Here is a 25,205-nt window from a genome sequence, read left to right as displayed (position 1 = left end):
AACTAACCTTCATTTATTCCGTTTGCTAACTGAACATTAACAGCCATCAAACCGTGAGCTTGCAACTCGATTTCAAAAACTATTTTCGAATTTAAAGTAATTTGATCAGATACATTATCTAATTGAAAATGAATATCCTGTTCGTTTTCATCAACAATGATCCCCTGCCCATTTTCAAAGTCAATCTGGATAACATCTCCTTTCCTATTCGCTACCATTGCAGAATTCATTTTTTATAAATAACGGACAATTATAATTAATTTACGTATAATTAAAAATACACAAATCTGTTTTTTGCGTAATTTTAATTTACGTGTGATACAGTTTTTGTTACTAAAACGAATTAATGCAAGCAAATAAGCAACTCCACATGAATAAAAATATTTAACTATATTTTTTCCACAAAAAACTGTTCTACAACCTGTCACTACAATAAAAAATATGTTTTGATAAAAATAAGCCGATCTTATGCACTGCATTAATTATCCCTACTATGAAAAACCTCACGCCAACTCCGAGCAACACAGAAAAAATTGTCTGATGATCTGAAGAAACCTACCGAAGTTATCTGGCAACAAATTAAGTGTAAATGATGAGGTACTAAAGTCAACTGTGAGCTCCACTGGATGTACGACACTGAACCAGATTACTGCTTGCTTGAGTGAACAATGCAAATGATGAGTATTTCCTAATTTTGCATGAATTGTCCACTTAATTTAACAGGAAAATCATCTTTCCCAAGCATATGGGGATCTTAATATCATAGGCACTAAGATCCCCCAATACATGAAGCAATTCTAATATTGGCCAAGTTTTAATATTTTAACCTGGCAGCGCAATAAGCCAATAAATGGGTTGATTCTTTTGAAATTTTCTTTTGACCTAGACGATCTTTAATATTGTTAACCGCACATTCAAGCTTTTCTTCTAAAAGATCGAGCATAGCCATAATATTTTCAGGCGCTACAGTTAATGATAAAATAGGATAATATCTGTTCTCAAGATCTTTTCTCTGCGTATTTGTCGCTAAATCCAATGTCCATTCTTCTTTTGCCGAAAAACCATATTCGTGCCTGGTGTTATTCAATTCGTATAAAAAAACTTTTGCCTGAACTTTCTGATCGTTATTTGCCATTTTTACCTGTTTTTTTGGCTAAGGGATCAATTTCTGCTTTTGCCGTTTTGCCTTTTCCCGATTGATAATCTGAGGGTGCCTTTTTACTTACACTGGCCTCTTTCTTTTTGTCTCTACTCATAAAATAAATGTTTACTGTTAGCTAAGACCAATCATCATTGCTTAAACAATTCGGTGGTTGGAATAAGAAGTACTCATCCAATAAAATTAGCGGATACTATAATGGTACATCAGCGAGAGAAAAGAAGTAATTGTATTACCGATATAAACAAATATACATTTATTAAATGTTTAGAACAGTCATAGAAGTCTGGTTATCAGGATATATTTTTTATTTAATTATCAAAAGAAATGTATTGCCAATAAAAAAGGGTCGAAAAATTAATTCCAACCCTTTACATGCTATTATTTAATCGCTATTTTTGAGATTGTTCAGGTGCTTTCCCAATCAGATCCATGAATTGGTCTAATTTAGGGGTGATGATAATCTGTGTACGCCTGTTTTTTGCTTTTCCACCTGCGGTTGCATTATCAGCAATCGGGTTAAACTCCCCACGTCCACCAGCGGTTAAACGTTTAGGATCTACAGCATACTTGTTCTGCAACACCTGCACTACAGATGAAGCCCGCAGGGCACTTAGATCCCAGTTGTTGCGGATATTGGGTTGCGAAATAGGCACGTTATCCGTATTACCTTCTATCAATACATCATAAGTATCGTAATCTTTAATGATCTTGGCAATCTTGCTCAAGGTTTCGCCAGCTTTATCCGATACTTCATAACTGCCAGATTTATATAACATATTATCGGCTAAAGAGATATATACCACACCTTTAAGTACCTGTACGTCAACATCACCCAATTCTTCGCGGCTTAATGAACGTGTTAGGTTATTCGTTAACACCATATTAAGCGAATCGCTTTTATTTTTTGCGTTAACCAGTTGTTTGATGTATTTATTCGAGCTGTTAATTTCATCAACCAGTTTTGAAATATTAACATTTCCCTGGCTACTGGAATTTAAACATTTGTTTAACGCATCTTGTAATGCTGTTACATTGGCTTTTTCAGATGCAATCTGTTCTTCTAAACTTTTAACCCTGCTGGTACTTCCGCTTAGTTCACGCTGACTATCCTGGTATTTATTGCTGAGTTCCTGATTTCTCTCTCTTAACTTCGAATAAGTATCCTGAAGTTCGGCATATTTTTTATTGCTTACACATCCTGCAGCAAGTGCCAGGGTAAAGAGCATTATGGGAATTGATTTGTATAATTTCATAATATTACTTTATTTGTTATTACTGCATCAGCAAATTTCTTGCCGCAAAGTTTTAGATGGCGATGAACGGATGTTAAAAGCTGTTAATTTTTACCGAATCGAAGCTCGCCATGGCTTTATATGTTCTTAATCCTATACTACCAGATTGATATTGATTATCTGATGCTGAAAGCACAGGTTTAGCAGATCCGTTTATAAAAACATCAAATTCAGTACCTCTGGCTGCTATCTTTAAAGTGTATGTTTTATCCATTTCAACAGGATATTTTTCTGAACTTATTTCCGTCCATTTCTGCCCGTTGGCTTTTCCAAACACGATGGCTCCATGGAGTTGATCCAAACCTACGTAATAACCTTGGTAGGCATCAGGCCCTATGGCAGGTTTGGCCACCCTGAACATTAAACCGGCATCTCCTTTGGTATTGATTTTAACATCAGCCTGGTAAATAAAGTCTTTAAATTCTGTACCATTAGCCACATATTTAGATCCATTAATACCATAACCACCAGATCCAGGATTTGAAGAGACGTTCATCCGGCCATCTTTCCAAAACCAGCCTCCACCATAAAAAACCCAGTTGCCGGCCATTCCACGATCAAAGTTTTCGACCAAAGTTTTATTGACCATTTTAGGCTCACCGATAACTGGAAAGCAACTTAAACGGATATTTTCCGATCCGTATGGAACCAGGATAATTTCTTCAGGCTTTTCTGTTGAGGCAACTGGGCCATATGGCACATCAAAAGCTGCAATCTTGTTATAATCCAAGCCCCACGATGGAATCTTTTTTGCCGGCAACTTTATTTTAAGCGGCGCATCTGCCGCTATAAAAGGATTCTCCGGCATCTTCGATTTAAGCAAATCAACCTTTCTTAAATCAGTCTTATCGATCATTAAGCCATAATTCCATGCCGACTGTGGATGGATTTCATAATCTGTAAAGCCTGCAACAGCATGCGTTTTCGTTAGCTTATTTACTGCCTTAATTTCTAATGCATAAACAATAGGACCACGTTCTACACTTACAGAATTGTTGACCTGTGTATTGGTGGTAACCTGCATCGGAAAGTTAAGTTCTAATTGATCCTTGTTCTCCCATTTGCGGGTTATGGTAAACATTTCCCCGGCTTTTACACCTTTTAAAATAACGCCATTTAACTTAATGCTGGGTTTTACGCTCCAGGCTGGAATCCTTAAAATCAACGGAAAAGATACAGGAGCAGCAAGTTCTACGTTTAGCCTGATCTGTTCTCCGAAAGGATAATCGGTTTCTTCAGTAATTTTAACTTTTTTGTTTTCAGCAACTATAGTCTCAATTTCCATTGGGCCATAGGTAATTACTGCCAAACCTTTCTCTGGTGTAGCCACCACACTATTTTTTACAAAATAAGGCCAGCCCATGTGCATGTTATAGCGGCAGCAGCCAAAGCCTGAGTAAGGACTGGAAACAATACCTGTACTATAATCCTGATTAAATCCATGCTCGCCATGAATACTCTGCACCTGGTTGGGTAAAGTATAATAAGAATGGTTTTTAAAATCTCGGCTAAACTGAGCAGGCAACGCATTAAAAGCCACTTTTTCCAACTGATCGCCAATTTTTACCTCGTGAATAACCTTGGCTGCTGTTTCTAAACTCTGCATCCATTCTACCACGGTACAGGTTTCTACGCCTTCTATGCTGCTGGTACCTGCCAGAAATTCAGTTCCGGAACCTAAACCCTCTGGCTGACCATGGTCGTGCATGATATGGGCAATGCCCTTAGAAAAAGCTTGAAGGTTAACAGGAAGATCCTGAATCTGTGCATAAACTACGGGGAATTTTAGTGCCTGAGCTACATTAACCATATGTTTTGGTTGAAAATCGTCTCCGAAAAAGTAAAATCCGTTGTTGGTATAAATATCAATCCATGGGTAGGCCTGTTGTTTTAACTTTTCTACCAGTTTTAATAAATCCTTTTCGCCGGTTTTATTGTAGAGCCAAATGGCAATTTCCATGTTATCGCCGGCTCTGGCTTTGGCCCATTCGCTTAAAGGATTTGCATCAAGGTTATCAAGTTCGTATTTAAAATATTTTGAGAGGAATGGGATAACCCTTTTATCATTGGTGGCCTCATAGTAGCTTTGCAAAGCATACATCATTGGCATGCGCGGCCACCAGTCTTTCATATTCGGTGGGCCAAATAATCCGTTAGCTTGTTGATTGTTTAAAGTCCAATCGATATATTTTTGCGCTTTAGCTTTTAGCACAGGGTCATCTAAAGTATAGGCCAATGCAATCAAACCTTTAACATAATAGGGTACGCGCTCCCAGCTATTCCCATCACCGCCGAGCCAATCGGTATTTTTACCCAGGTTATCTTTTTCCGGGTACAACTCTTCGGCCATACCTGTTGCCCCATCTCTTTGTTGTTCCAGTTGCTTTAACAACCACCCTCTGGCTTTAATACTGCCTATGGGCAGTTGCACATAAACGTGCTCTTTTAAGGGTGCCTTATTAAACCCGGTTAGACTTTGGGCCTGTAAGTATTGGATGGATAAACCTGGCAGCAGGGTACATAAAAGGGTTATTATTCTTTTCATAAAAGGTTTATTGGTTAGCTACTTATTAAAGTAAAACTAACAAATATAACCGAATGATAAAACGATTTAGTAAAATAATTCTAACCCATTAAGTCACCAATAACCAAATACAAACCCCAACAAATCATACCTTATAGGTTATTGGAGTTGTTTAAAAGGTTTGTTTAAAATCTATTTTTTGCCAAAGGTAATCCCCTGCCAGCTATCTGTTCTAAATGGTGAAGCTGGCAGGCCATCATTACTCACGAGGTTACAGACCGGATTGTTTCCCCATGCATAACGAACAGCTACAGGATTGGCTACCTGATCACTACTAACGATAATCTGGTTTCCCTTTATACTTGCTTTTGCCCAATAAAATTTCTTATCTGCACCAGCAATTGCAAAACCTGCAGGCGCTGCACCATCTGCGGTTTTTATTCCATTTTCGCTATTACCAAACGTTAAAATTATCTGTTTACCTTCAATTTTATTTGATTGATAAACGGGTCCGGAATAATTTATTTTTTGGCCATATGTTTTAGCTAAAGCAATTAATGCCAATCTTCTACCTACCTCCTGTTTATTTTTAGGATGGATATCTTTAGCATCACCAATATCAATAATGGTTGCCATTCCTGTATTTGGTAAAGCAAGTGTTTTTTGCTGTGCCTCTCTTAGCTCTGCCCATGCAGACGCTGATGGCGTATGATCAATCTGCATATAATTAGCCAATTGTACAAAATAGAAAGGAAAATCGCCCTGCCCCCATTTCTGTCGCCAGTCTTTTATCATGGTTGGAAACAACATGCGATATTGATAAGCCCTATCGGCATTAGATTCTCCCTGATACCATATACCCCCCTTTATAGAGAATTGATGATAAGGATGGATCATGGCATTATACAAAACTGTTGGTCTGTTGGGGCCATTTTCTTCGTATGGCTTTTGCGCAATATTTTTGAAATCTAAACCTATTTTATATTTCCATTCGCCGGCTAAAGAAATTTTTTCAGTGCCATTTGTCAAATTTAAATCGTTTCCGTTACCATACAATCCTCCGCCTCCGCCACTATCAAAAACCCTGACACTAATCACATTTTCGCCTGTTTTTAGCACACTGGAAGATAAGGTATATTTTCTTTCTAAATTATAACCTGTTGTTTTCCCAACTTTTACACCATTAACAAAAGTAATGTCGTTATCGTCAATAGTACCCAAATTAAGTTTTGTTCCTTCAGTTTTCCAGTTTTCCGGGATGGTAACCTTTTTTGTAAACCATACTACACCGTCGAAATCTTTAAGTGCATCATTTTCCCATAAGGTTGGCAAAGTCATATTTTTCCAATTACCACTTTCAGGTAATGCCCATTTCATGGTTCCATTCTGATTCCCTGAATCTTTATCTGTAGTGATTTTAACCCAATTTAACAATTTCTCCTCATAAGAAATTGCAGATGGATTCTTAGCCATTTTCTGTATCTGATCAACTGCTGCAGAAAAATCTGCCATCTTTTTTAGTGATTCGGCACTCGTCCAGGCCTCTGCAACTGTTCCTCCCCACGAAGTGTGGATCAGGCCGATTGGAATTTTGGTTTTTTCATACACTTCGCGGGCAAAAAAGTATGCGGCAGAAGAAAATCCAGCAATATATTGGGGGCTACACTCCTGCCAACCGCCATTGGCTACTTTGGCATCGTTAAGTGGAAAATTACTGGTAACATGTTCTGCCTGCAATAAACGGATATTGGGATAATTGGCTGCTGCAATTTCTTTTTCACTATTGAGGATTTTGCCCCAGCCTGCCAGTGGCATTTCCATGTTCGACTGCCCGGAGCAGATCCACACATCGCCAATTAATACGTTATTGAGTATTAACGGTTCTCCATCTGATATGGTGATGGTATACGGACCTCCGTAACCTGGTGTTGCCACCTTAAGTTTCCAATTACCATTGGCATCGGCAATTGTACCATAATTAATTTTATTCCAGGAAACCATCACTTTAACGGCTTTACCTGCATCTGCTTTGCCCCAAATTGCGGCTTTTGTTTTCTGCTGTAAAACCATATTATTGCCAAAAACTGAAGGCAACAAAATTTTAGCCTGTGTAAATGGTGATATGAAAAGTAATGCCACAATGAGAAGTAGGGTATTTAACCTATGGGTGCTCATATTTTAACCTGTTTTAGATGATTAGAAAGCGAATGTACCTTTTATAGCGGTCAACATCAATATGCAGGCCTGCCCCCGCTGAATTTTATTAGAAAAAGGGATAAAATTCATACAATTATTTTGGGTAAGAACATCATTTTACTTATTTTGCAAGCCTAAAGAACAATGCCGCTTTTGTATTATGGCCCTCAGTGTTCTCTCAAATAAAAAATTAATGGTTAAGATTTTCATAGGTGGCCTTCCTGACAATATCCAAGAAATGGATTTGGCAATATTGGTTAGCCTTCATGGCAGGGTTGAAACAATTAAAGTAGTCCGCGACAGGGCTACAGGCAAATGTAAAGGCTACGCATTTCTGGAAATTTACAGTCTTCCCGATGCTAAAAACATCGTATCTACTTTAAATGGTGAAACTTTTAGAGGTAATGTAATTACAGTTAAAATATCTGAAGAGGAAAGTGGTGCAAAAGCTGCAAAGCCAAAACCTACCCCTAATGCCAACCAAACTTTTAAAAGTAAAAGGCCCAGGTTACAGCGCTAATCTTTTAGCCGGGCTTTTACTAAATTTAGTTTGAAGGTTACAAGAAAGAGAAGCTTATTTCTGAACTTGTTTCAGGATCTTTAACGGGCAGGTTTTAGCATTAAGAATCAAGATAAACGTATAAAGCAATCTCATTTAAAAAAAGGGATAAAATCTGTTGATTTTATCCCTTTTCATTGTTATCAATTCTAGCTTACCAATATACGCTATAAAGTGCTACCAACAAGCCGATGATGATTAAAGCGCCAACGGCAAAACTCGTAGTCGTTTTAAACATTTTAGCATCAATGGCCAATCCTTTAGCTTCGGCCTTCGCTTTGTTACTGGCCAAACTGATAACGACCATACCCAGCATACAGAATACGAATACAAATCCCATCCGATCTAAGAATGGAATTTCATACACTCCAGCAGTATTTTTAACAGAGAAACCCATCCCCGATAACCACGAAAGATCGGTTATTGTAGGTAAGAATTTCAGAAAAATAGACAAACCGAAACCTCCGATGGTTGCAAATAGTGCGGCACCTGAAGTTGTTCTTTTCCAAAAGAAACCTAAAATAAACATGGCGAAAATACCTGGAGATACAAAACCGGTATATTCCTGTATATATTGAAATCCACCTTTTTTATCTATCCCTAAATGCGGAGCAATCAATACACCGAGAATCATGGCTACAACGACAGCTAACTTACCTGTTGCTACCAGATTATTCTCTGTAGCATCTGTTTTTAATACTTTTTTATAAATATCTAAAGTAAAAATAGTAGCAATACTATTGGCTTTACCTGCTAAAGAGGCTACAACTGCAGCAGTTAATGCCGCGAATGAAAGACCTTTTAATCCTGCAGGAAGCAAGTTTAACAATACGGGGTAAGCACGATCTGGATTTACGGAACCATCCTGCAGCATTTCTGTTTGGAAGGCACCATCTTTATACAATACGTAAGCAGCAATACCGGGCAATACCACAATGATAGGCATTAACAGTTTTAAGAAAGCGGCAAAAAGGATACCGCCACGGGCAGTTTCTAAATTGGCCCCCAGCGCACGTTGTGTGATGTACTGGTTACAGCCCCAATAGTTAAGGTTTACAATCCACATACCGCCAATCAGCACACTTAAACCCGGCAAATCGATGTAATTTTCATTATCAGGCTTTAAGATCATGTGAAAATGCTCCGATGCTTTAGAAGTCATCAAACTATAACCTTCAAAAATACCACTTGTTCCATAATGTGTAGAAACGAGGTTTAGAGCCAGATAAGTTGTAGCCAGCCCTCCTAAAATCAAGAAAAATACCTGGATAACATCCGTATAGCCAATTACTTTCATCCCCCCAAGGGTAATGATGATGGCAAAAACTGCAATAGCGTACATACAGAATCTTAAATCGAAACCAGAAATACTACTTACGGCTAAAGCACCCAGGTAAAGAATAGAAGTTAAGTTTACCACAACATACAGCAATAACCAGAAGACAGCCATAATCATGGCTACTGTTCCATTATAACGCTGATGCAAAAACTGAGGCATGGTGGCTATTTTGTTCTTCAGATAAACCGGAATGAAAAATACGGCTACCACTACCAATGTAAGTGCCCCCATCCATTCATAGGTTGCAATGGCCAATCCCATTTTAAAGCCTGAACCGCTCATCCCAATAAACTGTTCTGCAGAAATGTTCGATGCAATCAATGAAGCACCAATGGCCCACCAGGTTAAAGACCCCTCGGCCAGAAAATAATCCTTAGAACCGGTAGATTCTGATTTTTTCTTGTTGTAAATGTAGAGCCCGTAAGCGGCTACAATAACGAAGTAAATTGCAAATACAATGTAATCCTTCGTGTCTAATAAATTGTTTTTCATTTCTTTATTTTGGTTAGTATACCTTGGATGGTTTTGATTTTAATGGAATAAACTGGTTCCGTTATCGGTTTGAACAGTATAAGAATCTAACTTGAGGCCAAATTGCAATAAATATTTAGAAGACAGCTCTTCGATCAAATCGGCAATTTTTTCTTCCTTAACAATATTGATGGTGCAACCACCAAAGCCACCGCCCATCATTCTGGCTCCAAGTACGTAATCCAGTGGTTTGACAGCTTCAACCAAAAAATCCAGTTCCTTACAGCTTACTTCATAATCTTTGCTTAAACCTTCATGAGTTTCGAACATCAGGTTTCCTAAACCCTGCAGATTACCGTTTTCAAGTTGTTCTGCAGCTGTTAGTAAACGTCCGATTTCTTTGATCACAAAACTGCATTTTGTAAATACTTCTTCATCTTTTGGCTTAACATGCGCTTCCAACATACTGAGATCGACATCGCGCAAGGTATTTACGTTAGGATAATGCTCTTTTACCCAGGCTACCCCCTGCTCGCATTGGGCTCTTCTTTTATTATAAGCCGAATCGGCAAGGGCATGTTTTACATTGGTATTTAAAAGTAAAAGCTTATACCCATCCAATTTTAATGGAATATAAATGTGTTTCATCGATCGGCAATCGAGCATAATGGCCTGGTCTTTTTTGCCAAATACGGAGGCAAACTGATCCATGATACCACAGTTAACACCAGCAAAAGTCTGTTCGGCCTTTTGTGCAATTAAAGCGATATCCATTTTTGGAACATCAAGCGAAAAAAGCTGATCGAGCGCAAAGCCCGTAGCACATTCTACTGCTGCAGATGAAGATAAACCAGCGCCCAACGGCACGTCGCCATCAATATAGAAATTAAAACCACCCAGTTGGTAACCTCTTTCCTTTAGCTGATCTGCTACGCCTAAAATGTAGTTTGCCCAGCTATTTTCTGATTTATTTAAGTTTTTAATCGAAGAAATATCAAACTGCTGGTAACTCTCTGAAAATAAATGAATTTCATCATCTTCTCTTTTTGAAATGGCTACATAGATGGCCTTATCGATAGCGGCTGGCATTACGAAGCCACCATTGTAATCGGTATGTTCGCCGATAATGTTAATTCTTCCCGGCGAACGAACCAAAATGGGTTCGGCATTGAAAAGTTTTTTAAATGTACTTTTTAAATCTTCTGCATTCATTATCTAATAATTTTAGTCTTCAACCTTGCTGGTTTTATAGTGAGTGGTAGACATTTCTTTCAATCGGTTTGCCGCAAATTCAGGCGTAATATCGCGCTGAGGGTTGGCCAGCATCTCATAACCTACCATAAATTTTTTAACAGACGCTGAGCGTAATAATGGTGGATAAAAATGCATATGCCAATGCCATTCAGGGTAATAACCATTGTTCACCGGAGTCTGGTGCATGCCTGCCGAGTAAGGGAATGATGTTTCGAACAGGTTATCGTATTTAGTTGTTAATACTTTAATCGCTTCGGCCAACGATTTCTTTTCCGCTTCGCTAAACAATTTGATGCTATTGACATGTCGTTTGCTGATGATCATGGTTTCGTAAGGCCAAACTGCCCAGAAAGGCACCAGTACTGCAAAATGATCATTTTCAAATACGATGCGCTCGTTTTTCTTTTGTTCCAGCTTCAAATAATCAGCGAGCAAACTTCTTCTATGAATGGCAAAGTAAGTTTTCTGCCGCTCGGTTTCTTTGGTAATTTCTAATGGTATATCGCCCTGCGACCAGATCTGACCATGTGGATGTGGGTTGCTACAACCCATTATTTCGCCTTTATTTTCGAAAATCTGAATGTATTTAATCCAGTCGTTCTCAGCCAGGCTGTTAAATTCGTTCTGCCAAACGTTCACTACAGCTGTGATGGCTTCTACACTCATTTCGGGAAGGGTTAGATTATGCTTGGGGCTAAAGCTGATTACTCTACAAAGTCCACGCTGGTTATTGGCTACCAATAAATCACCTTCATTCATTTCGCCAGCTGGTGTATCCTGCAGCAAAGCGGCAAAATCATTGTTAAAAACAAAGCTCTCTGTATAAGCTGGATTGCTATCGCCGTCCGCTCTACCGTTTCCCGGGCATAAATAGCATTTTGGATCATATTCGGGCCGGTTATCCGGGGTAATGTCTTCAACTTTACCCTGCCATGGCCTCTTGGTGCGGTGTGGTGATACTAAAACCCATTCGCCGGTTAATATATTGAGCCGGGTATGCGGATTACTGTCAAGTTCGAATGTTTGGTTCATTTTATTTTTTTCAACTGGTTAGAAAAAAGAAAGCCACATAGCCCTCCTATCTAATGCGCCAAATTATAAAATTATTATTAATTGTCAAAACGACAATTAATAATAATTTTTATTTTCGTGAAAATTTGAACATATTAAGCCCTTTAAAACCCTAATTAAAATGATTGAATATTCCAGGCAGCCGCATTATCTTGTTGCTGTTGATTGCATCGTGTTTGGATTTGATGGAGAACACCTTAAAATTCTGTTGGTGAAGCGGGGCTTAGAACCAGAAATAAACAAATGGAGTTTAATGGGAGGTTTCGTAGGTCCTGACGAAAGTCCGGATGATGCAGCAAACAGGGTACTCAAAAAAATGACGGGTTTGGAAGGTGTATACCTGGAGCAGATGCAGATTTACGGAGAACCTGGTCGCGATCCCATTGAAAGAACGCTTTCTGTTGGTTATTTTGCCCTTATTGACATTCACAAATATGAGACACAGTTAAACGATGATTATGAAGCTGAATGGTTTTTAATCAATGATAGGCCTAAACTTATTTTCGACCACAACCAGATGGTAGCTGATGCACGAAAAAAATTAAGGTATAAAGCGGCACTTCATCCGATACTGTTCGAAATGCTGCCTAAAAAATTCACCATTCCGCAACTGCATATCCTTTTTGAGGAGGTAAACGATACTAAAATAGATACCCGAAATTTCAGCCGTAAAATTACATCGACAGGCTTATTGATTAAGCTTGCCGAAAAAGACAAAACCGGTTCTAAAAAAGGTGCATTTTATTTTAAACTCGATAAAAAGAAATATGCAGCCAATGCACAGGCCTTCTTAAACCTGGTGCCCAACCTAAAAGTGTAGCATATTTTCGGCTTTTACATCGCTATTGCTATAAAGATAAAACAAAAGCGGAGCCTTATTCCTTTGCTTACGTAGATTATACTTCAATATGGCAAAGCACAAAAAAAGACCTTTCCAGCCAATAGAAAACTATGGCGTTATCGGCAACCTGAAAACTGTAGCATTGGTTTCGCTAAAAGGCTCGATAGATTTTTTATGCGTACCAAAATTCGACTCGCCCACGGTTTTTGCCTCCTTGCTCGATTCGGAAAAGGGAGGTTATTTCTCCGTTGAACCACAGCTTGAAAACTTTACCAGCAAGCAACTCTATTTACCTGGAACGGCAGTTCTGCTTACCCGGTTTTTTGCCGAACATGGTATTGCAGAGCTTAGCGATTACATGCCATTATCGAAGGAAACTAACTTCCCTAGTGCTATTGTACGGCAGATCAAATCCATCAGGAGCGATATTACTTTTAAGGTTTTCTGTGTACCTGCTTTTGGCTATACCAAAAGTAAACACACGGTTCAGCATGAAAATGATGAACTGGTATTTTTTTCCAAAACTGAAAAACTTACCTTAAAACTAAAAGCGGACGTGCCTTTACATATCGAAAAAGGTACCGGCTATGCCGAATTTACGCTAAAGGAATCGGAAACAGTGCACATCATTATGGAAATTATTGAAAATGATGAAGCTGCAGCTGATTTAGCCCATTACAAAGAAAATGGTTACCGCAAAACCGTAGATTATTGGCGGGAATGGATCAACCAAACCACTTATAGAGGCCGTTATGACGAAATTATCAGGAGATCGGCAATTACACTAAAGTTACTTACTTCAGCAGAATTTGGTTCGGTAGTGGCCGCGCCTACTTTTGGATTGCCTGAAACGATCGGCGGAAACCGTAACTGGGATTACCGTTTTACCTGGATCAGGGATGCGGCTTTTACCATGTACGCATTTTTAAGGCTTGGCTTTTTTGAAGAGGCTACTGCGTTTATGGACTGGATATTTAACCTTTGCCAGAAAATAGACTTGCAACTGGTGTATCAGATTGATGGTAATACGAAAATAAAGGAAATAGAAGCTGATCAGTTTGAAGGTTACCTTTCTTCGAAGCCCGTACGCATTGGTAATGAAGCAGCCGGTCAGCTACAGATTGATATTTATGGAGAATTGATTGATACGATTTACATTTATAACAAATCGCACAAACCAATTACCTACGAGTTCTGGACATTGATCGAAAAACAGGTCCAATGTGTAATCAAACAATGGAAAAAACCCGATCACGGCATCTGGGAAATCAGGAATGAGAAAAAGGAGTTCCTGCACACACGTTTAATGTGCTGGGTAGCGATGGATAGGGCAATTAAAATTGCCGAAAACCGATCATTCCCTTACCCGGAGCAGGAGTGGCACCGTATCCGCAGCGAAATTTACAAAGATATTTATCATCATTTCTGGAATGAAAAATTAGGTGCGTGGGTTCAGTATAAAGGTGCTACACAGGTAGATGCCAGTGCCTTGCTGATGCCGTTAACACACTTTATCTCACCGCTGGAACCCCGGTGGCTTTCGACCATGAAAGCAATTGATGAAGAATTACTGCTGGATGTATTGGTTTACCGTTATAAAAACGGCATGACTAAAATAGACGGATTAGAGGGCGAAGAGGGCACTTTTAACATGTGTTCGTTCTGGTTTATTGAAGCATTGGCCAAAAGTGGAGAACTGGAACGTGCGGTTGAAAATTTTGAGAAGATGATCGGTTATTCCAACCATCTTTTACTCTTTAGCGAAGAACTAGGGCAAAAAGGTGAACACTTAGGTAATTTTCCCCAGGCTTTTACTCACCTGGCTTTAATCAGTGCTGCTGTAGAGCTTGACAAACAACTAAGCCGGGAAACCGGATAGCCTATTGTTCTTCATAATGATAGGTTAATCCCCCATCAACATAATAAGTTGATCCGGTTACATAAGCGGCATCATCAGAAGCAAGGAAAGCGACCACCGCGGCCACATCTTCTGGCTTACCCATTCGTTTTAATGGAATATTCTGAAGTACTTTTTCCAGTTGTTCCTTATTGTTTAATAAATCTTGATTAATCGGTGTTGAAACAGCCCCTGGCGCTACGTTGTTTATCCTGATATTAAACTGGGCCAATTCTGAAGCCAGATTTCTGGTTAACATCATTAAGCCACCTTTACTTGCACAGTAGGCAGCAAAATTAGGAAATGCGATTTCTTCGTGCACAGAACTCATATTGATTACCGTTCCCGCTACTTTGTTGTTTCTGCAGTAATTTACAAATGACTGAATGCCAAAAAAAACACCTTTTAAATTTGTGTTCATAATCAGGTCGTAATCTTCTTCTGTAACTTCCCAAAAAGTGGCCTTTTTTTCAACGCCTGCATTATTTATCAAAATATCTAAATGTCCAAATACTGCTACGGCATCGGTTATCAATTTGATGGCAGCATCGGCTTTACTTAAATCGGCTTCCAAAAAAACTGCCTTTCTGCCCATGTCCTTTATTTCAGCGATAAGTTTTTCGCCCCGCTCGTCAAATTTATGACCATTTAGGACAATATCACAGCCGTCTTTGGCCAACCTTAAGGCACATGCAGCGCCAATTCCCTGACTGCTTCCAGTAATTAAAGCAATTTTGTTTTTAAAACGGTCCATACTAAAGTTTTATACTACATAAAGGAAATTGATGTGAATATGTTTGCGTAAAATTGAAGTAAATTAAAAGGATTAGTGCAATAAATGTAAGTTCTTAAAAAAAACATCGTTATAGCTGTAATCATTTATTAGTATGTTTGGGGAACAAACACACAATAAACTTAAATTAATCTTAAAACATGAACATTACCAAAAACCTTTTATTAACCACGTTCCTAGCTTTGTTTACGCTAACCCTGTATTCTTGTAAAACAAAAAAACTAGCGGCAAAACCTGCTCCGGCACCTGTTGAAAAACCAGCGCCACCGGTAGAAGAGAAAAAACCAGCGCCGGTGCCTGAGAAAGAAGAAGCTCCAGCCCCGGTTGAAAAGCCCAATTTTAACTTAGATAACATCCAATTTGAGTTTAATTCATTTGTACTTAAAACATCATCATTTGCTATTTTGGATAAGGCTGTGGCTGAAATGAAAAAATCGCCGGATACAAAATTCGTTCTTAACGGCTATTCATCAGCTGAAGGCACACCCGAACACAATATGCAACTTTCTGTAGACCGTGCAAATGCGGTAAAATCGTACTTTATAAACGCTGGATTAAATGGAAATAACTTTACTGTTGTTGGGCATGGAGATAAAAATCCTGTTAGCAGCAATAACAGCGAAGAAGGTAGAATACTGAACCGAAGAACTGAAATTAAAGTTCAGCATTAATCATTACACCTCATCAGAAAGGGCTATGGTTTAATTTCCATGGCCTTTTTCTGTTTTAACCTGCTTCCATTTCCACGAACTTTTTTCTCATTACTGTCCGTTGAGTTAAGTGTAGCGTCTCTACGGATTTCTAAGCTGATAAGTTATATTAATCGATTATCAAAACGAGTCGGAGACTCTTTTCTATTCTTCCATCCGTAGTGCCCTGCGGAACACTACTGACAGAGATATTACATGAAAGCCCCTGAAACGAGTTGAGGGTAAGATTATCTATTTCTGATATACCCTAACGTAATCGACTTCCATCCTATTGGGGAATTTTGTATCATTTAACGATCCTCCATTCATGCCCCCCATTGCCAGATCGAACAAAATATAATGCTCTTGTTTAAATGGATGAAAGTCTGAGCCATCATCATTTTTAAGATCGCTTAACGGCGTTTTGTTTAAAAGTATACCATCAACAAATAAACTAATGGTTTCACTGTCCCAATCCATGCGCCAGATGTGAAATGCTGCTGCCCATTTTTTCCCGCCTAATTCAGTTATACTTTTTGTGTGGCTAAACCATTTTGTTTTTTTATCAGCACCCAAACTTGCAATATTGGCCAGTAAATTTCCCTGGTAGTATTCCATAATATCGATTTCTCCGTTAGCAGGCCAGCGACCTTTTAAGCCCAACGTCCAAAATGCCGGCCAAAGACCATCCGAAATGTTAATTTTGCCCCTCATTTCGAAACGGCCATATTGCCAGCTTTGCAAACCTTTCGTAATGATACAGGCTGAGGTATACGTTATATTTTTTGGCTTTTTGCGCCAGTCGTTACTTCCTTCTACATACAAAGGATTTGGTTTTAGTTCTTTTCGGGCTTCAATAATCAACTTGCCATCTTTACAAAATGCATTTTCAGGCTGGTACCATTGCAGCTCCATATTACGGACAAAGCCTTTCTCGTAATCCCAGTTTGCAGGATCCGGTGCTCCATCCTTATTAAATTCATCGCTCCAAACCAATTTATAACCTTCTGATGAGTACTTATCGTAGTTTCGTTGTGATTTTTTTAATGCGCAGGATGAAATAAAAATAGATAACAATAAAATAAAACCTAATTTGACCTTCTGTTGCATGAGTGGTGTAGTTTATCTTAATTTAAATATACCTAGATTAGTAAAAATTAATAAGGCAATAAATAATAAAATTTAGGTACCCCTGAAACGAGTTCAGGGTGATGATTGTTCGATAAAGGTTTAGCTCGCTGCCAAAACTATCCGTAAAGTTAAGCATGGTATCTCCACAGATTACTAAACACCTAGATTCTTATAACTGGATGATCAAGTGAATCGCAGACTCTTTTTTTATACTGCAATCCGTAGTGCTCTTTGAAACACTACGGACTGGGAATTTTCTGAGCTTTTAATCTAAGTTTAGTTTTTTAAGTGTGTTCAGGATGGGTTGATCAATCGCCTTTAACGAATTTTGATCTGGTTTAAGCAGTTCTAAAACAGAAATTTCATTTTTGCCTTTTTTTAACCACTCTTGAGGGATATAAAGTGTTTGCTGAGGACCAATTGCCCAGTACTTTCCTAAGTTGTGTCCGTTAATCCAAACTACTCCTTTTCCCCAATCGGTCATGTCTAAATAAGTATCAGCCACTGTAGAAATCTGAAAAGATCCTTTCTGTAATGTTGGGCCGTTTCCACTTGCTTTTGATTGACCAGTGGTGCTAACCCGATCGTTGCTGAAAGGAAAACCATACATTGACCAGTTTTTAATTTCTGCGCCATCGAAAGTAACTTGTTCGGTAATTCCTTTTTTGTTTTCCAACAGATACTTCCCAAAATTTATGCGGCCCATATTCTCCACAAAAATATCAAGTTGTACTTCTCCTGCCGGAAGATCTAATGATAAGGTATTCTGGTTTAGCCTACGGTCTACAATACCTACTCTTTTTTGATTGATAAAAACGAGGGCGTAATCTCGCAATTGTTTAAGCTGCAATTCACCTTTTCTACCTCCCTTAATGGTGGTACGGTACAATACGTAACCATAATCCTGACTGAGGTCTTCGAAAGTTAAAGGTTTAGTGTTTTTCACAGCTTTAGGCAGGGCGTTGAATAAGGCTACTTTAGTATCCAATTTAAAAGGTGCAATAGCCATGCTAGGTTTTGCAGCCGGAACTGGTGGTAAGCTTTGTCCTGCAGGAAGGTGTTTTTCGATTACACTTCTAAATGCCTTGAATTTTTCGGTTACATTTCCGGCTTCGTTTAATGGTGCATCATAATCATAGCTACTCGTTTGTGGCTCGTAAGGCGAAGTATCCTTATAGTTAGCTCCATTCATAAAATCGCGGGTAGTGCCGCCATGGAACATGTACATGTTAATCGAAATACCTGACGCTAAAACAGAATCTAACTTTTGGGTGTATTGCTCAGCTGGAACGGTATGATGAGGGGTTCCCCACCAATCGAACCAGGCAGGATACCATTCAGCAATAAAATATGGGCCTTTGCCGCCATGATTTTCATTAACCAACTGCCTGATTTTTGCCGGATTATCAATCCCGTTTAGGGCTGGTAGTAATCCATCTAAATGCCCATCCTTTACATCCGCTGCAGGATCGCAGGTATAAAGTAAACCATCAAAACCTGCTTCTATAAACATTTTCCTGTTGATATCTAAATAGTTTTTATCAGCAGCGTAAGAACCGTATTCGTTCTCTACCTGTACCATGATGATGTTACCTCCATGGTTAACCTGCAAGGGAGCCAGCTGTTTACCTACTTCGATAATATACTTTTTATACTCATCTAAATATTGCTTTTCGGTACCACGTACCACAAGACCTTTTTCCGTTTGCAACCAGTAAGGATAACCACCAAACTCCCACTCCGCGCAAACATAAGGACTGGGTCTCAAAATAACCCATAAACCTTCTTCTTTGGCAATTTTTACAAACTCTGCAATGTTGTTATTGCCCGAAAAATCGAATTTGCCTTTTTGTGGTTCGTGCAAATTCCAGAATACATAGGTACCAATGGTATTTAACCCCATGGCTTTGGCCATTTTCATACGTGAGCGCCAAGCTTCTTTTGGTACACGTGGATAGTGCATCTCACCAGAGATAATCTGAAAAGGTTTTCCATCCAATAAAAAGTCTTTTTCTCCTAGCTTAAATGTATGTTTAGCTTGCTGGGCAAATGCCGATAAGGAGAAGCACAGCACCATCAGCCATAGTAATTTTGCTTTCATTTTTGTTAAAGTTTGTTTAGAGATGATCAGAATTTTAGGCAAAAAAGTTCCTCTTTGCGCATCTCTTTGCAATCCAATCATCCAGGTTATATAAATAATTTGTTTTTTCTTTACTTTTTAAACACGCTCAGATCCCATTCATCTGCCCAGTTTATCGAAATTTTATCCTTTTCAAATTTAATCGGCAACCACAAATAACGCCCGTCAATTGCATTTTTGGGTGCCCATTTATCTGCCATAAAAATAAATTCTCCTTTTTTTCCCGGTACCGGCAGTACATGCGTACTCTGTCCGCCAAAGGTGATCTTTGCACCCTCGCCCTGGCAAGGGTTTCCCATGTAGGTCCACGGCCCCCAGATATTACTTGCTTTGAACCATCTTGCGGCATTTGGTGCCCAGCCCGTACAGCCTGAACCAATCATGTAATAAGTTCCATTTTTCTTGAATAAAGCTGGTGCTTCGGTTTGCTGGCCTACATAAATTCTGATAAATTTTCCGGTATGTCCCAAATAATCAGGCGTTAGCTCGGCTAGCTGCAATGTTAAATTTTCTTCAGAAGAAAATACATGATAAGCTTTACCATCATCATCTATGAAAACGGTCATATCCCTGGCCATTTGCCCTCCAGGTAAATCCCGGCAGAAAAAGCCATCGGTTTCACTGGCTGGTTGCTGGCAATTTACCATATCCTTTTCGGGTGTTCCTGCTGCATAAAAAGGCATTTTGCCCGGATTTGGCCGATAGCTCCTGATAAAAGTATATGGCCCGGTGGGACGATCTGCTACAGCCACTCCTGATCTTGCTGCTGCATAACCTTTACCCAAAAGTTCAAGGTGAAACCACATCACAAACTTTTTAGTTTTCTTGTTGTACACTACTTTCGGTCTTTCGAGAATACAGCCTTTGGCAATATCACTCGTTAAATCGTTAGAAACCGGCAGTGCTATACCTTCATCTTTCCAGTTGTACAAATCTTTTGAGGAATAGCAATGTACACCAACCTGTGCCGTATTTCCAATTTCCCCTTCGATTTTATGCTCCCCAAACCAATAGTAAACACCTTTATATTCTACAATGCCACCGCCATGGGCATTGATGTGTACGCCTTTGTCATCTTTCCAAATTTTACCAGGGGTAAAAGTAGTATGGGTTTGCTGTGCAGCAACATCACTGCCTAAGCCCAAACCTAGGGCGATAAATCCTATTACAAAACTGATTCTCTTATTCATTATTTTAATCAACTAATTTTTAACATTATATAGAAGGTGTTTACCATCATCAATTTTAGTGGTATATCAAACGCTGTTTATTTTAAACTGGCACTATGATCGTTCTCAAAATTCTCACCGCTCCAAATCTTTTGTGCACTCCATTTCTCGGCAGGGTTAGCCCAAAAAGGATCTGATGCTGGTAAACCCAGAGGCAAAAATATATTTGATGCAATATATGGGCTGCCCTGATTGTTATAGAAATCGCCAAGATTGGGTTGATCGCCATATAAACCTATGGTTAACCATCCATTTTTATAGGTTGAAGGGCTCTCTAAAGTTTTTCTGATTACCGCTGTTAAAGCACAACGTACCTGTGCCGGACTTAACTGTTTGGGCAGTGCTTTCCTGAGGGCCATATCAGCCAGGTGATGAAATGCGGCACCCCGATAAATGATAGAGCGGCCGGTAGCCGGATAAGTACCATCGGCATTAATCAATCTTTCCTGAATAACGGCATAACGCTCATTACGTTTTTTAATCTTCTCGAACATGTCTTTATAACTGTTCGTTTTAGCACCAATGATATTGGCCAGAGCAGCCAGATAAGGATGGATTACATAACTATTGTAATAATCGAAGGCGAATGATGTACCATCGGTGTACATTCCGTCACCGGTGTACCATTGTTCCATTTGTTGCAGGGCGTAATCCACACGCATAGGGTCCCAATTGTAACCAAATCTGGCTAGAAAAGCTTCGTTCATTGCCGAGAATAATAACCAGTTAGAAAAAACGGGTTTAAATCTTCTGGTTGTTACAATAGATTTCATCATCAGTTCCTGGTTTTTCTTATCCAGGTTTTCCCATAGCCATGGTGCACGAACCAAAGCAAGGGCTACATAAGAAGCATCTACGAGTTGTTGGCCGCCAATATCGAAGTTCATAAAATCTTTAGCATTAGAATCTAGTGCATTTTTTAACCCCTGAATAGCCCACTCGCGGTACTGTTTTCTTAAAGCCACCTCTTCTACCGAACCTCCTTCTAACTGTAACCATGGTGCAATACCACTTAAAACCCTACCCAATACCTCCACATACTGTACTTTAATACGGTGTTCCTTATTATCGATGTGGATAGAGGTTATCTTGGGCATGGCCATCCTCAAACTATCATTAGCCAGATTGTATAAAACAGGCTTCACCATTTTATCCATTTGCTGCAACCAAAACTGCCTGTCAGTTAGCGCCACACCTTTGGTATTTCTGGCTTTCTTTTGTGCAAAAACAGATCCACCAGCCAGGATGATCATTAAGCCTGTAATCAAAATATTTTTAAGTCTCATTTTCTCCATAAAAATTTAGTCCTTTTTTGATAAATAGCGGTACATTTCACTTCCTGCCAACAAAAATGCGCCTACACCGAAATTGGCTGTAGCATTTACATCAACCACCTGACCTGGAATGGCCTTTTCTCCTATCGGCTGCACATAACCCAGCTTTCCGTCAGGCTGTAGTGCGGTTTTAGTTAAATATGTCCATGCTTTTTGTGCTGCTGGCAAATAGTTTTTTTCTTTTAAATAACCATTATTGATGCCCCACAACAATCCATAGGTAAAAAATGCCGTGCCACTGGTTTCAGGTCCCGGCGCGTGTTGCGCATCGAGGATACTTCTTGTCCAATAACCGTCCTTTTGCTGGCTTTTAACAATTGCTTTGGCCATATTACGGTACTTAGTCAGGTATTCGTTCCGGTGTGGATCTGTAAGGGGCAGATCTTTTAGCACTTTTGCCAAACCTGCAAATACCCAACCATCTCCTCTTGCCCAAAAGTCTTTTTTACCATTAACAGTTTTGTGTTTGGGATAAACATATTTAGCATCGCGGTAGTAAAGCTTATCTTTTTTATCATACATGATGCTATTGGCATACATAAAATATTCGTAAAGTTTATCCAGATACTGCTGATTACCAGTTACTTTATACAGTTTGGTCATCACCGGCATTACCATATACAAGCCATCGGCCCACCACCAGTAATCGTTATTTGGTGTACTCATTTCGTATTGCATGACCTCTTTTGCCCTGGCAATTTTATATTCTTCGGGTTTTAAGTGGTATAAATCGATATAGGTTTGAAAACAGATCTGCCAGTCGCCAAATAACACATGTTCATCTGTTTCTCCGTATTGATATTTCCACTTCGATTTATCTGTCGATTTAGCGCCCATCCATTTATTGTATCCGGCCCAATCTTCTGAATATTTTCGGTAGGCTTCATTTTTAGTCACCTCGTAGGCTTCCATGTTTCCTGTATGATAAGCTGCATGATCCCAAAAGGCTACTACTTCGGGTTTATTATTTTGTTGCCAATAAGTATTTGCACGGTTAATCATTTCCAGCGTTTCCTCTTTTGACAGCTGGTTTTGGGCATTTACGAGCCCACTAATAGAGAAAAAGAGCAAAAAAAATGCTATAAGGGACTTCAGATTCATTAATGTATTGGTTTAATTCCGATTAAAGTTGGTTTCACGGGTTTAATGGTTCCGTCAGCATTAAATTCCATTTTGTCGATACAAACTTCGCGGTTGTAACCCGCGGCGTCTCCCATTGAAATTCCTTTTGGACGGGTAAAACGGTGGTAAACCATATACCATTCGTCTTTGCCATTTACCTTGATTACACTGTTGTGTCCTGTTCCATAAATTTTTTGAGCAACATCTTTAGCCAAAATAAGATTGTTTTCAGGAATAGTTATTTTTCCGGTAGGTGAGTCAGAAAAACCATATCTTACCCTGTAGTTTTCGCTTCGGGTATCATCTTCAGACCATAAAAAGTAGTATTTCCCATTGCGATAAAATACTTCTGTACCTTCTCTGAAACTATTATCTGGTGTTATAATTTTAATTGCACTGGTATCAATTGAAATCATATCATCATTTAATGGCGCAACAGCCATGTAGCCATTCCCCCAATACAAGTAACTTTTGTTTGTTTTAGGATCGTTAAATACATCCGGATCAATCTCCTGACCGCCTTTAACCGCCTTCGGTCTGCTAGCAATTAAAGCCTTTCCGCTATCCCTGAATGGTCCGGCCGGATGATCAGCAACCGCAACACCAATCTTCTGCGCAGCTGAGAAATAATAAAAATACTTGTACGCTCCATTTACTTTCTTTTCGATGATGGTAGGTGCCCAGGCATTCTTTTTAGCCCAAGATACATCTTTTTCGAGGTCTAATATTTTACCTTCATCTTTCCAGTTAACCAGATCGGTTGAGGAGAAACATTTAAAATAAGTGCCGCTCCAATTATTGAAGCCATCACTGGTTGGATAGAGGTAATACTTAGACGTTTTATTTGAATATAAAATTTCTGGATCGGCATAATAACCTTTTAATACAGGATTATTTGCGATAGCAACACTTACCGCATAGGTTTTAGCCCCTTGACCGGGAATGCTTACCTTAATTTTTACAGGCCCTTTAGAAAAATCCAGTTTGCCTCCCGGCATCGTAATGATCTGGTTAAAGGTATTAAACTGCGGATCAAAGGCCTTTAGATCTGTGCCTTCATTTACAGGCAGATAAAGTTTTTGGTTTACACTATCAAGAACGATGTTGTTTTGATTGATTGCCTTATTTTTTGTGGTTTGCAAAACAGACTCTACAGTATACCACTGTTTAAGCAACCGGTTTAACTCTGGTTGATTAATTGGTAAAACAGTTCCGTGCCGAGGATGAAAATCCATTGTTACCTCCTGGTCTACTATGGTAAAACTGGACAAATCTTTACTTTTGGTAAACTGGTAACGGCCTTTCATATACACATCGTACATCAGGATGTATTCATCACTATGGTTCAGCTTAAAAACACCGGCACCCTCTACTGCTTCTTTAGTTTGTTGCAGGTATTTATCCTGTAACACATAACCTTCTGTTAATTTATTGGAAACAGCTTTTTTAATGCCATTGCCGTTCCCTTCCGTTTTAAAAAACAAGTTGTATTTTCCTTTATTATAAATAATATCTCCATCAATACAAGAGCCATTGGTAGGACTAAAAAATAGCTGCTTTGGAGCAGTCTCCAGATCGGTAAAATCAGCATTGGCATAAGCATAATAAATTTTATCAGGTTCATTGCCATGTTTCATCGACCAGTACACCATATATTTTTTGGCCGTTTTATCGTAGATGGTTTGCGGTGCCCAAACACGGAGCAGATTTTCGTTATTTGGAAAACGTTTTTGAATATTAACAATTGCAGATGTCCAGTGGATCAGATCATTTGATTTCAGCAATACCATTGCCCTGTTCGAATCCCAGCCATTGGCAGAAACCATATCAGTAGCTACCATGTAAAAGGTTTTGCCATCTTCACCGCGCAAAATATGTGGATCGCGAACGCCTTCGGTGCTGCTGATCTTTTCTGAAGAAATAACTGGATTATTGTTATTTAAAGCTTTATAATGATAACCATCAGTACTTACTGCAAAACGAATGGCTTCTTCTGCTTTTGAATTTCCGGTAAAATAGGTAAACAAATAAGCTATATTTCCTTTTGATCCGGCTTTATTATCAGTCTTTTTAGGTTGTGCAATGATTTTTACTGATAAAAACATCAGCAATAAAAGAATACTGTATTTTGTTTTCGAATATTTCATTTTTTGTGTTATTA

The 25,205-nt window shown here is 39.0% G+C and carries 20 protein-coding genes; 4 read left to right on the top strand and 16 right to left on the bottom strand.

Translation table 11 applies throughout. The features are described from left to right. Positions 1–2: 2 nt before the first annotated feature. From ABEG20_RS05890 to ABEG20_RS05865, 6 genes are all read right to left on the bottom strand, one after another. Complete coding sequence (locus ABEG20_RS05890; RefSeq protein WP_406826460.1) at positions 3–230, bottom strand: hypothetical protein; 228 nt, start codon at positions 228–230, stop codon at positions 3–5. 584 nt (positions 231–814) lie between these two features. After that, entirely contained in the window at positions 815–1,135 is a 321-nt protein-coding gene (locus ABEG20_RS05885) for a hypothetical protein (protein ID WP_406826459.1), read from the bottom strand. Continuing rightward, complete coding sequence (locus tag ABEG20_RS05880) at positions 1,125–1,256, bottom strand: hypothetical protein (RefSeq protein ID WP_406826458.1); 132 nt, start codon at positions 1,254–1,256, stop codon at positions 1,125–1,127. The genes ABEG20_RS05885 and ABEG20_RS05880 overlap by 11 nt, the downstream gene beginning before the upstream one ends. 295 nt (positions 1,257–1,551) lie before the next feature. Next, on the bottom strand, positions 1,552–2,415 hold the full coding sequence (locus tag ABEG20_RS05875; protein WP_406826457.1) for an OmpA family protein: 864 nt from the start codon (positions 2,413–2,415) through the stop codon (positions 1,552–1,554). Positions 2,416–2,488: 73 nt separating this feature from the next. Next, complete coding sequence (locus tag ABEG20_RS05870; RefSeq protein WP_406826456.1) at positions 2,489–4,999, bottom strand: beta-L-arabinofuranosidase domain-containing protein; 2,511 nt, start codon at positions 4,997–4,999, stop codon at positions 2,489–2,491. A 171-nt stretch (positions 5,000–5,170) separates the two neighbouring features. Continuing rightward, positions 5,171–7,153: a sialate O-acetylesterase gene (locus tag ABEG20_RS05865; protein ID WP_406826455.1), complete on the bottom strand. Its 1,983-nt coding sequence runs from the start codon at positions 7,151–7,153 to the stop codon at positions 5,171–5,173. Positions 7,154–7,367: 214 nt separating this feature from the next. On the opposite strand from ABEG20_RS05865, the gene ABEG20_RS05860 reads away from it, so the two are divergent. Continuing rightward, entirely contained in the window at positions 7,368–7,694 is a 327-nt protein-coding gene (locus ABEG20_RS05860) for an RNA recognition motif domain-containing protein (protein WP_406826454.1), read from the top strand. 193 nt (positions 7,695–7,887) lie between these two features. Here ABEG20_RS05860 and ABEG20_RS05855 read toward each other — a convergent pair whose 3' ends face one another. From ABEG20_RS05855 to ABEG20_RS05845, 3 genes are read right to left on the bottom strand one after another with little or no spacing between them, the layout of a single operon-like run. Continuing rightward, a complete protein-coding gene (locus tag ABEG20_RS05855) occupies positions 7,888–9,564 on the bottom strand; it encodes a sodium/sugar symporter (protein ID WP_406826453.1) in 1,677 nt (558 codons plus the stop codon). A 39-nt stretch (positions 9,565–9,603) separates the two neighbouring features. After that, positions 9,604–10,755 (bottom strand): galactokinase, encoded by a 1,152-nt coding sequence (locus tag ABEG20_RS05850; RefSeq protein ID WP_406826452.1) that lies wholly within the window; start codon positions 10,753–10,755, stop codon positions 9,604–9,606. Positions 10,756–10,767: 12 nt separating this feature from the next. After that, positions 10,768–11,829: a UDP-glucose--hexose-1-phosphate uridylyltransferase gene (locus ABEG20_RS05845; RefSeq protein ID WP_406826451.1), complete on the bottom strand. Its 1,062-nt coding sequence runs from the start codon at positions 11,827–11,829 to the stop codon at positions 10,768–10,770. Between the two features lie 160 nt (positions 11,830–11,989). On the opposite strand from ABEG20_RS05845, the gene ABEG20_RS05840 reads away from it, so the two are divergent. Next, positions 11,990–12,688 carry an NUDIX hydrolase gene (locus ABEG20_RS05840; RefSeq protein ID WP_406826450.1) on the top strand — a complete coding sequence of 233 codons (699 nt, stop codon included), beginning with the start codon at positions 11,990–11,992 and terminating at the stop codon, positions 12,686–12,688. Between the two features lie 88 nt (positions 12,689–12,776). Continuing rightward, positions 12,777–14,588: a glycoside hydrolase family 15 protein gene (locus tag ABEG20_RS05835; protein ID WP_406826449.1), complete on the top strand. Its 1,812-nt coding sequence runs from the start codon at positions 12,777–12,779 to the stop codon at positions 14,586–14,588. A 1-nt stretch (position 14,589) separates the two neighbouring features. On the opposite strand, the gene ABEG20_RS05830 is transcribed toward ABEG20_RS05835, so the two are convergent. Then, a complete protein-coding gene (locus ABEG20_RS05830) occupies positions 14,590–15,360 on the bottom strand; it encodes an SDR family NAD(P)-dependent oxidoreductase (RefSeq protein WP_406826448.1) in 771 nt (256 codons plus the stop codon). Between the two features lie 179 nt (positions 15,361–15,539). Between ABEG20_RS05830 and ABEG20_RS05825 the strand changes: the two genes are divergently transcribed. Continuing rightward, on the top strand, positions 15,540–16,070 hold the full coding sequence (locus tag ABEG20_RS05825; protein WP_406826447.1) for an OmpA family protein: 531 nt from the start codon (positions 15,540–15,542) through the stop codon (positions 16,068–16,070). A 270-nt stretch (positions 16,071–16,340) separates the two neighbouring features. Here ABEG20_RS05825 and ABEG20_RS05820 read toward each other — a convergent pair whose 3' ends face one another. The 6 genes from ABEG20_RS05820 to ABEG20_RS05795 form a co-directional block, all read right to left on the bottom strand. Continuing rightward, positions 16,341–17,198 carry a family 16 glycosylhydrolase gene (locus ABEG20_RS05820; protein ID WP_406826446.1) on the bottom strand — a complete coding sequence of 286 codons (858 nt, stop codon included), beginning with the start codon at positions 17,196–17,198 and terminating at the stop codon, positions 16,341–16,343. A 286-nt stretch (positions 17,199–17,484) separates the two neighbouring features. Next, positions 17,485–19,320, bottom strand: a complete 1,836-nt coding sequence (locus ABEG20_RS05815; RefSeq protein WP_406826445.1) for a glycoside hydrolase family 35 protein — start codon at positions 19,318–19,320, stop codon at positions 17,485–17,487. Between the two features lie 110 nt (positions 19,321–19,430). Continuing rightward, positions 19,431–20,549 (bottom strand): glycoside hydrolase family 43 protein, encoded by a 1,119-nt coding sequence (locus ABEG20_RS05810; protein ID WP_406826444.1) that lies wholly within the window; start codon positions 20,547–20,549, stop codon positions 19,431–19,433. Between the two features lie 77 nt (positions 20,550–20,626). Next, positions 20,627–21,874, bottom strand: a complete 1,248-nt coding sequence (locus ABEG20_RS05805) for a DUF2264 domain-containing protein (RefSeq protein ID WP_406826443.1) — start codon at positions 21,872–21,874, stop codon at positions 20,627–20,629. A 15-nt stretch (positions 21,875–21,889) separates the two neighbouring features. Further along, positions 21,890–23,023 (bottom strand): glycoside hydrolase family 88 protein, encoded by a 1,134-nt coding sequence (locus ABEG20_RS05800; RefSeq protein WP_406826442.1) that lies wholly within the window; start codon positions 23,021–23,023, stop codon positions 21,890–21,892. Then, a complete protein-coding gene (locus tag ABEG20_RS05795) occupies positions 23,023–25,191 on the bottom strand; it encodes a family 43 glycosylhydrolase (protein ID WP_406826441.1) in 2,169 nt (722 codons plus the stop codon). Before ABEG20_RS05795 ends, ABEG20_RS05800 begins: the two co-directional genes overlap by 1 nt. Positions 25,192–25,205 lie beyond the last annotated feature (14 nt).

This window comes from Pedobacter sp. KACC 23697 (assembly GCF_045348445.1).
Taxonomy (GTDB): domain Bacteria; phylum Bacteroidota; class Bacteroidia; order Sphingobacteriales; family Sphingobacteriaceae; genus Pedobacter.
This window is presented reverse-complemented; position numbering and strand designations above follow the sequence as displayed.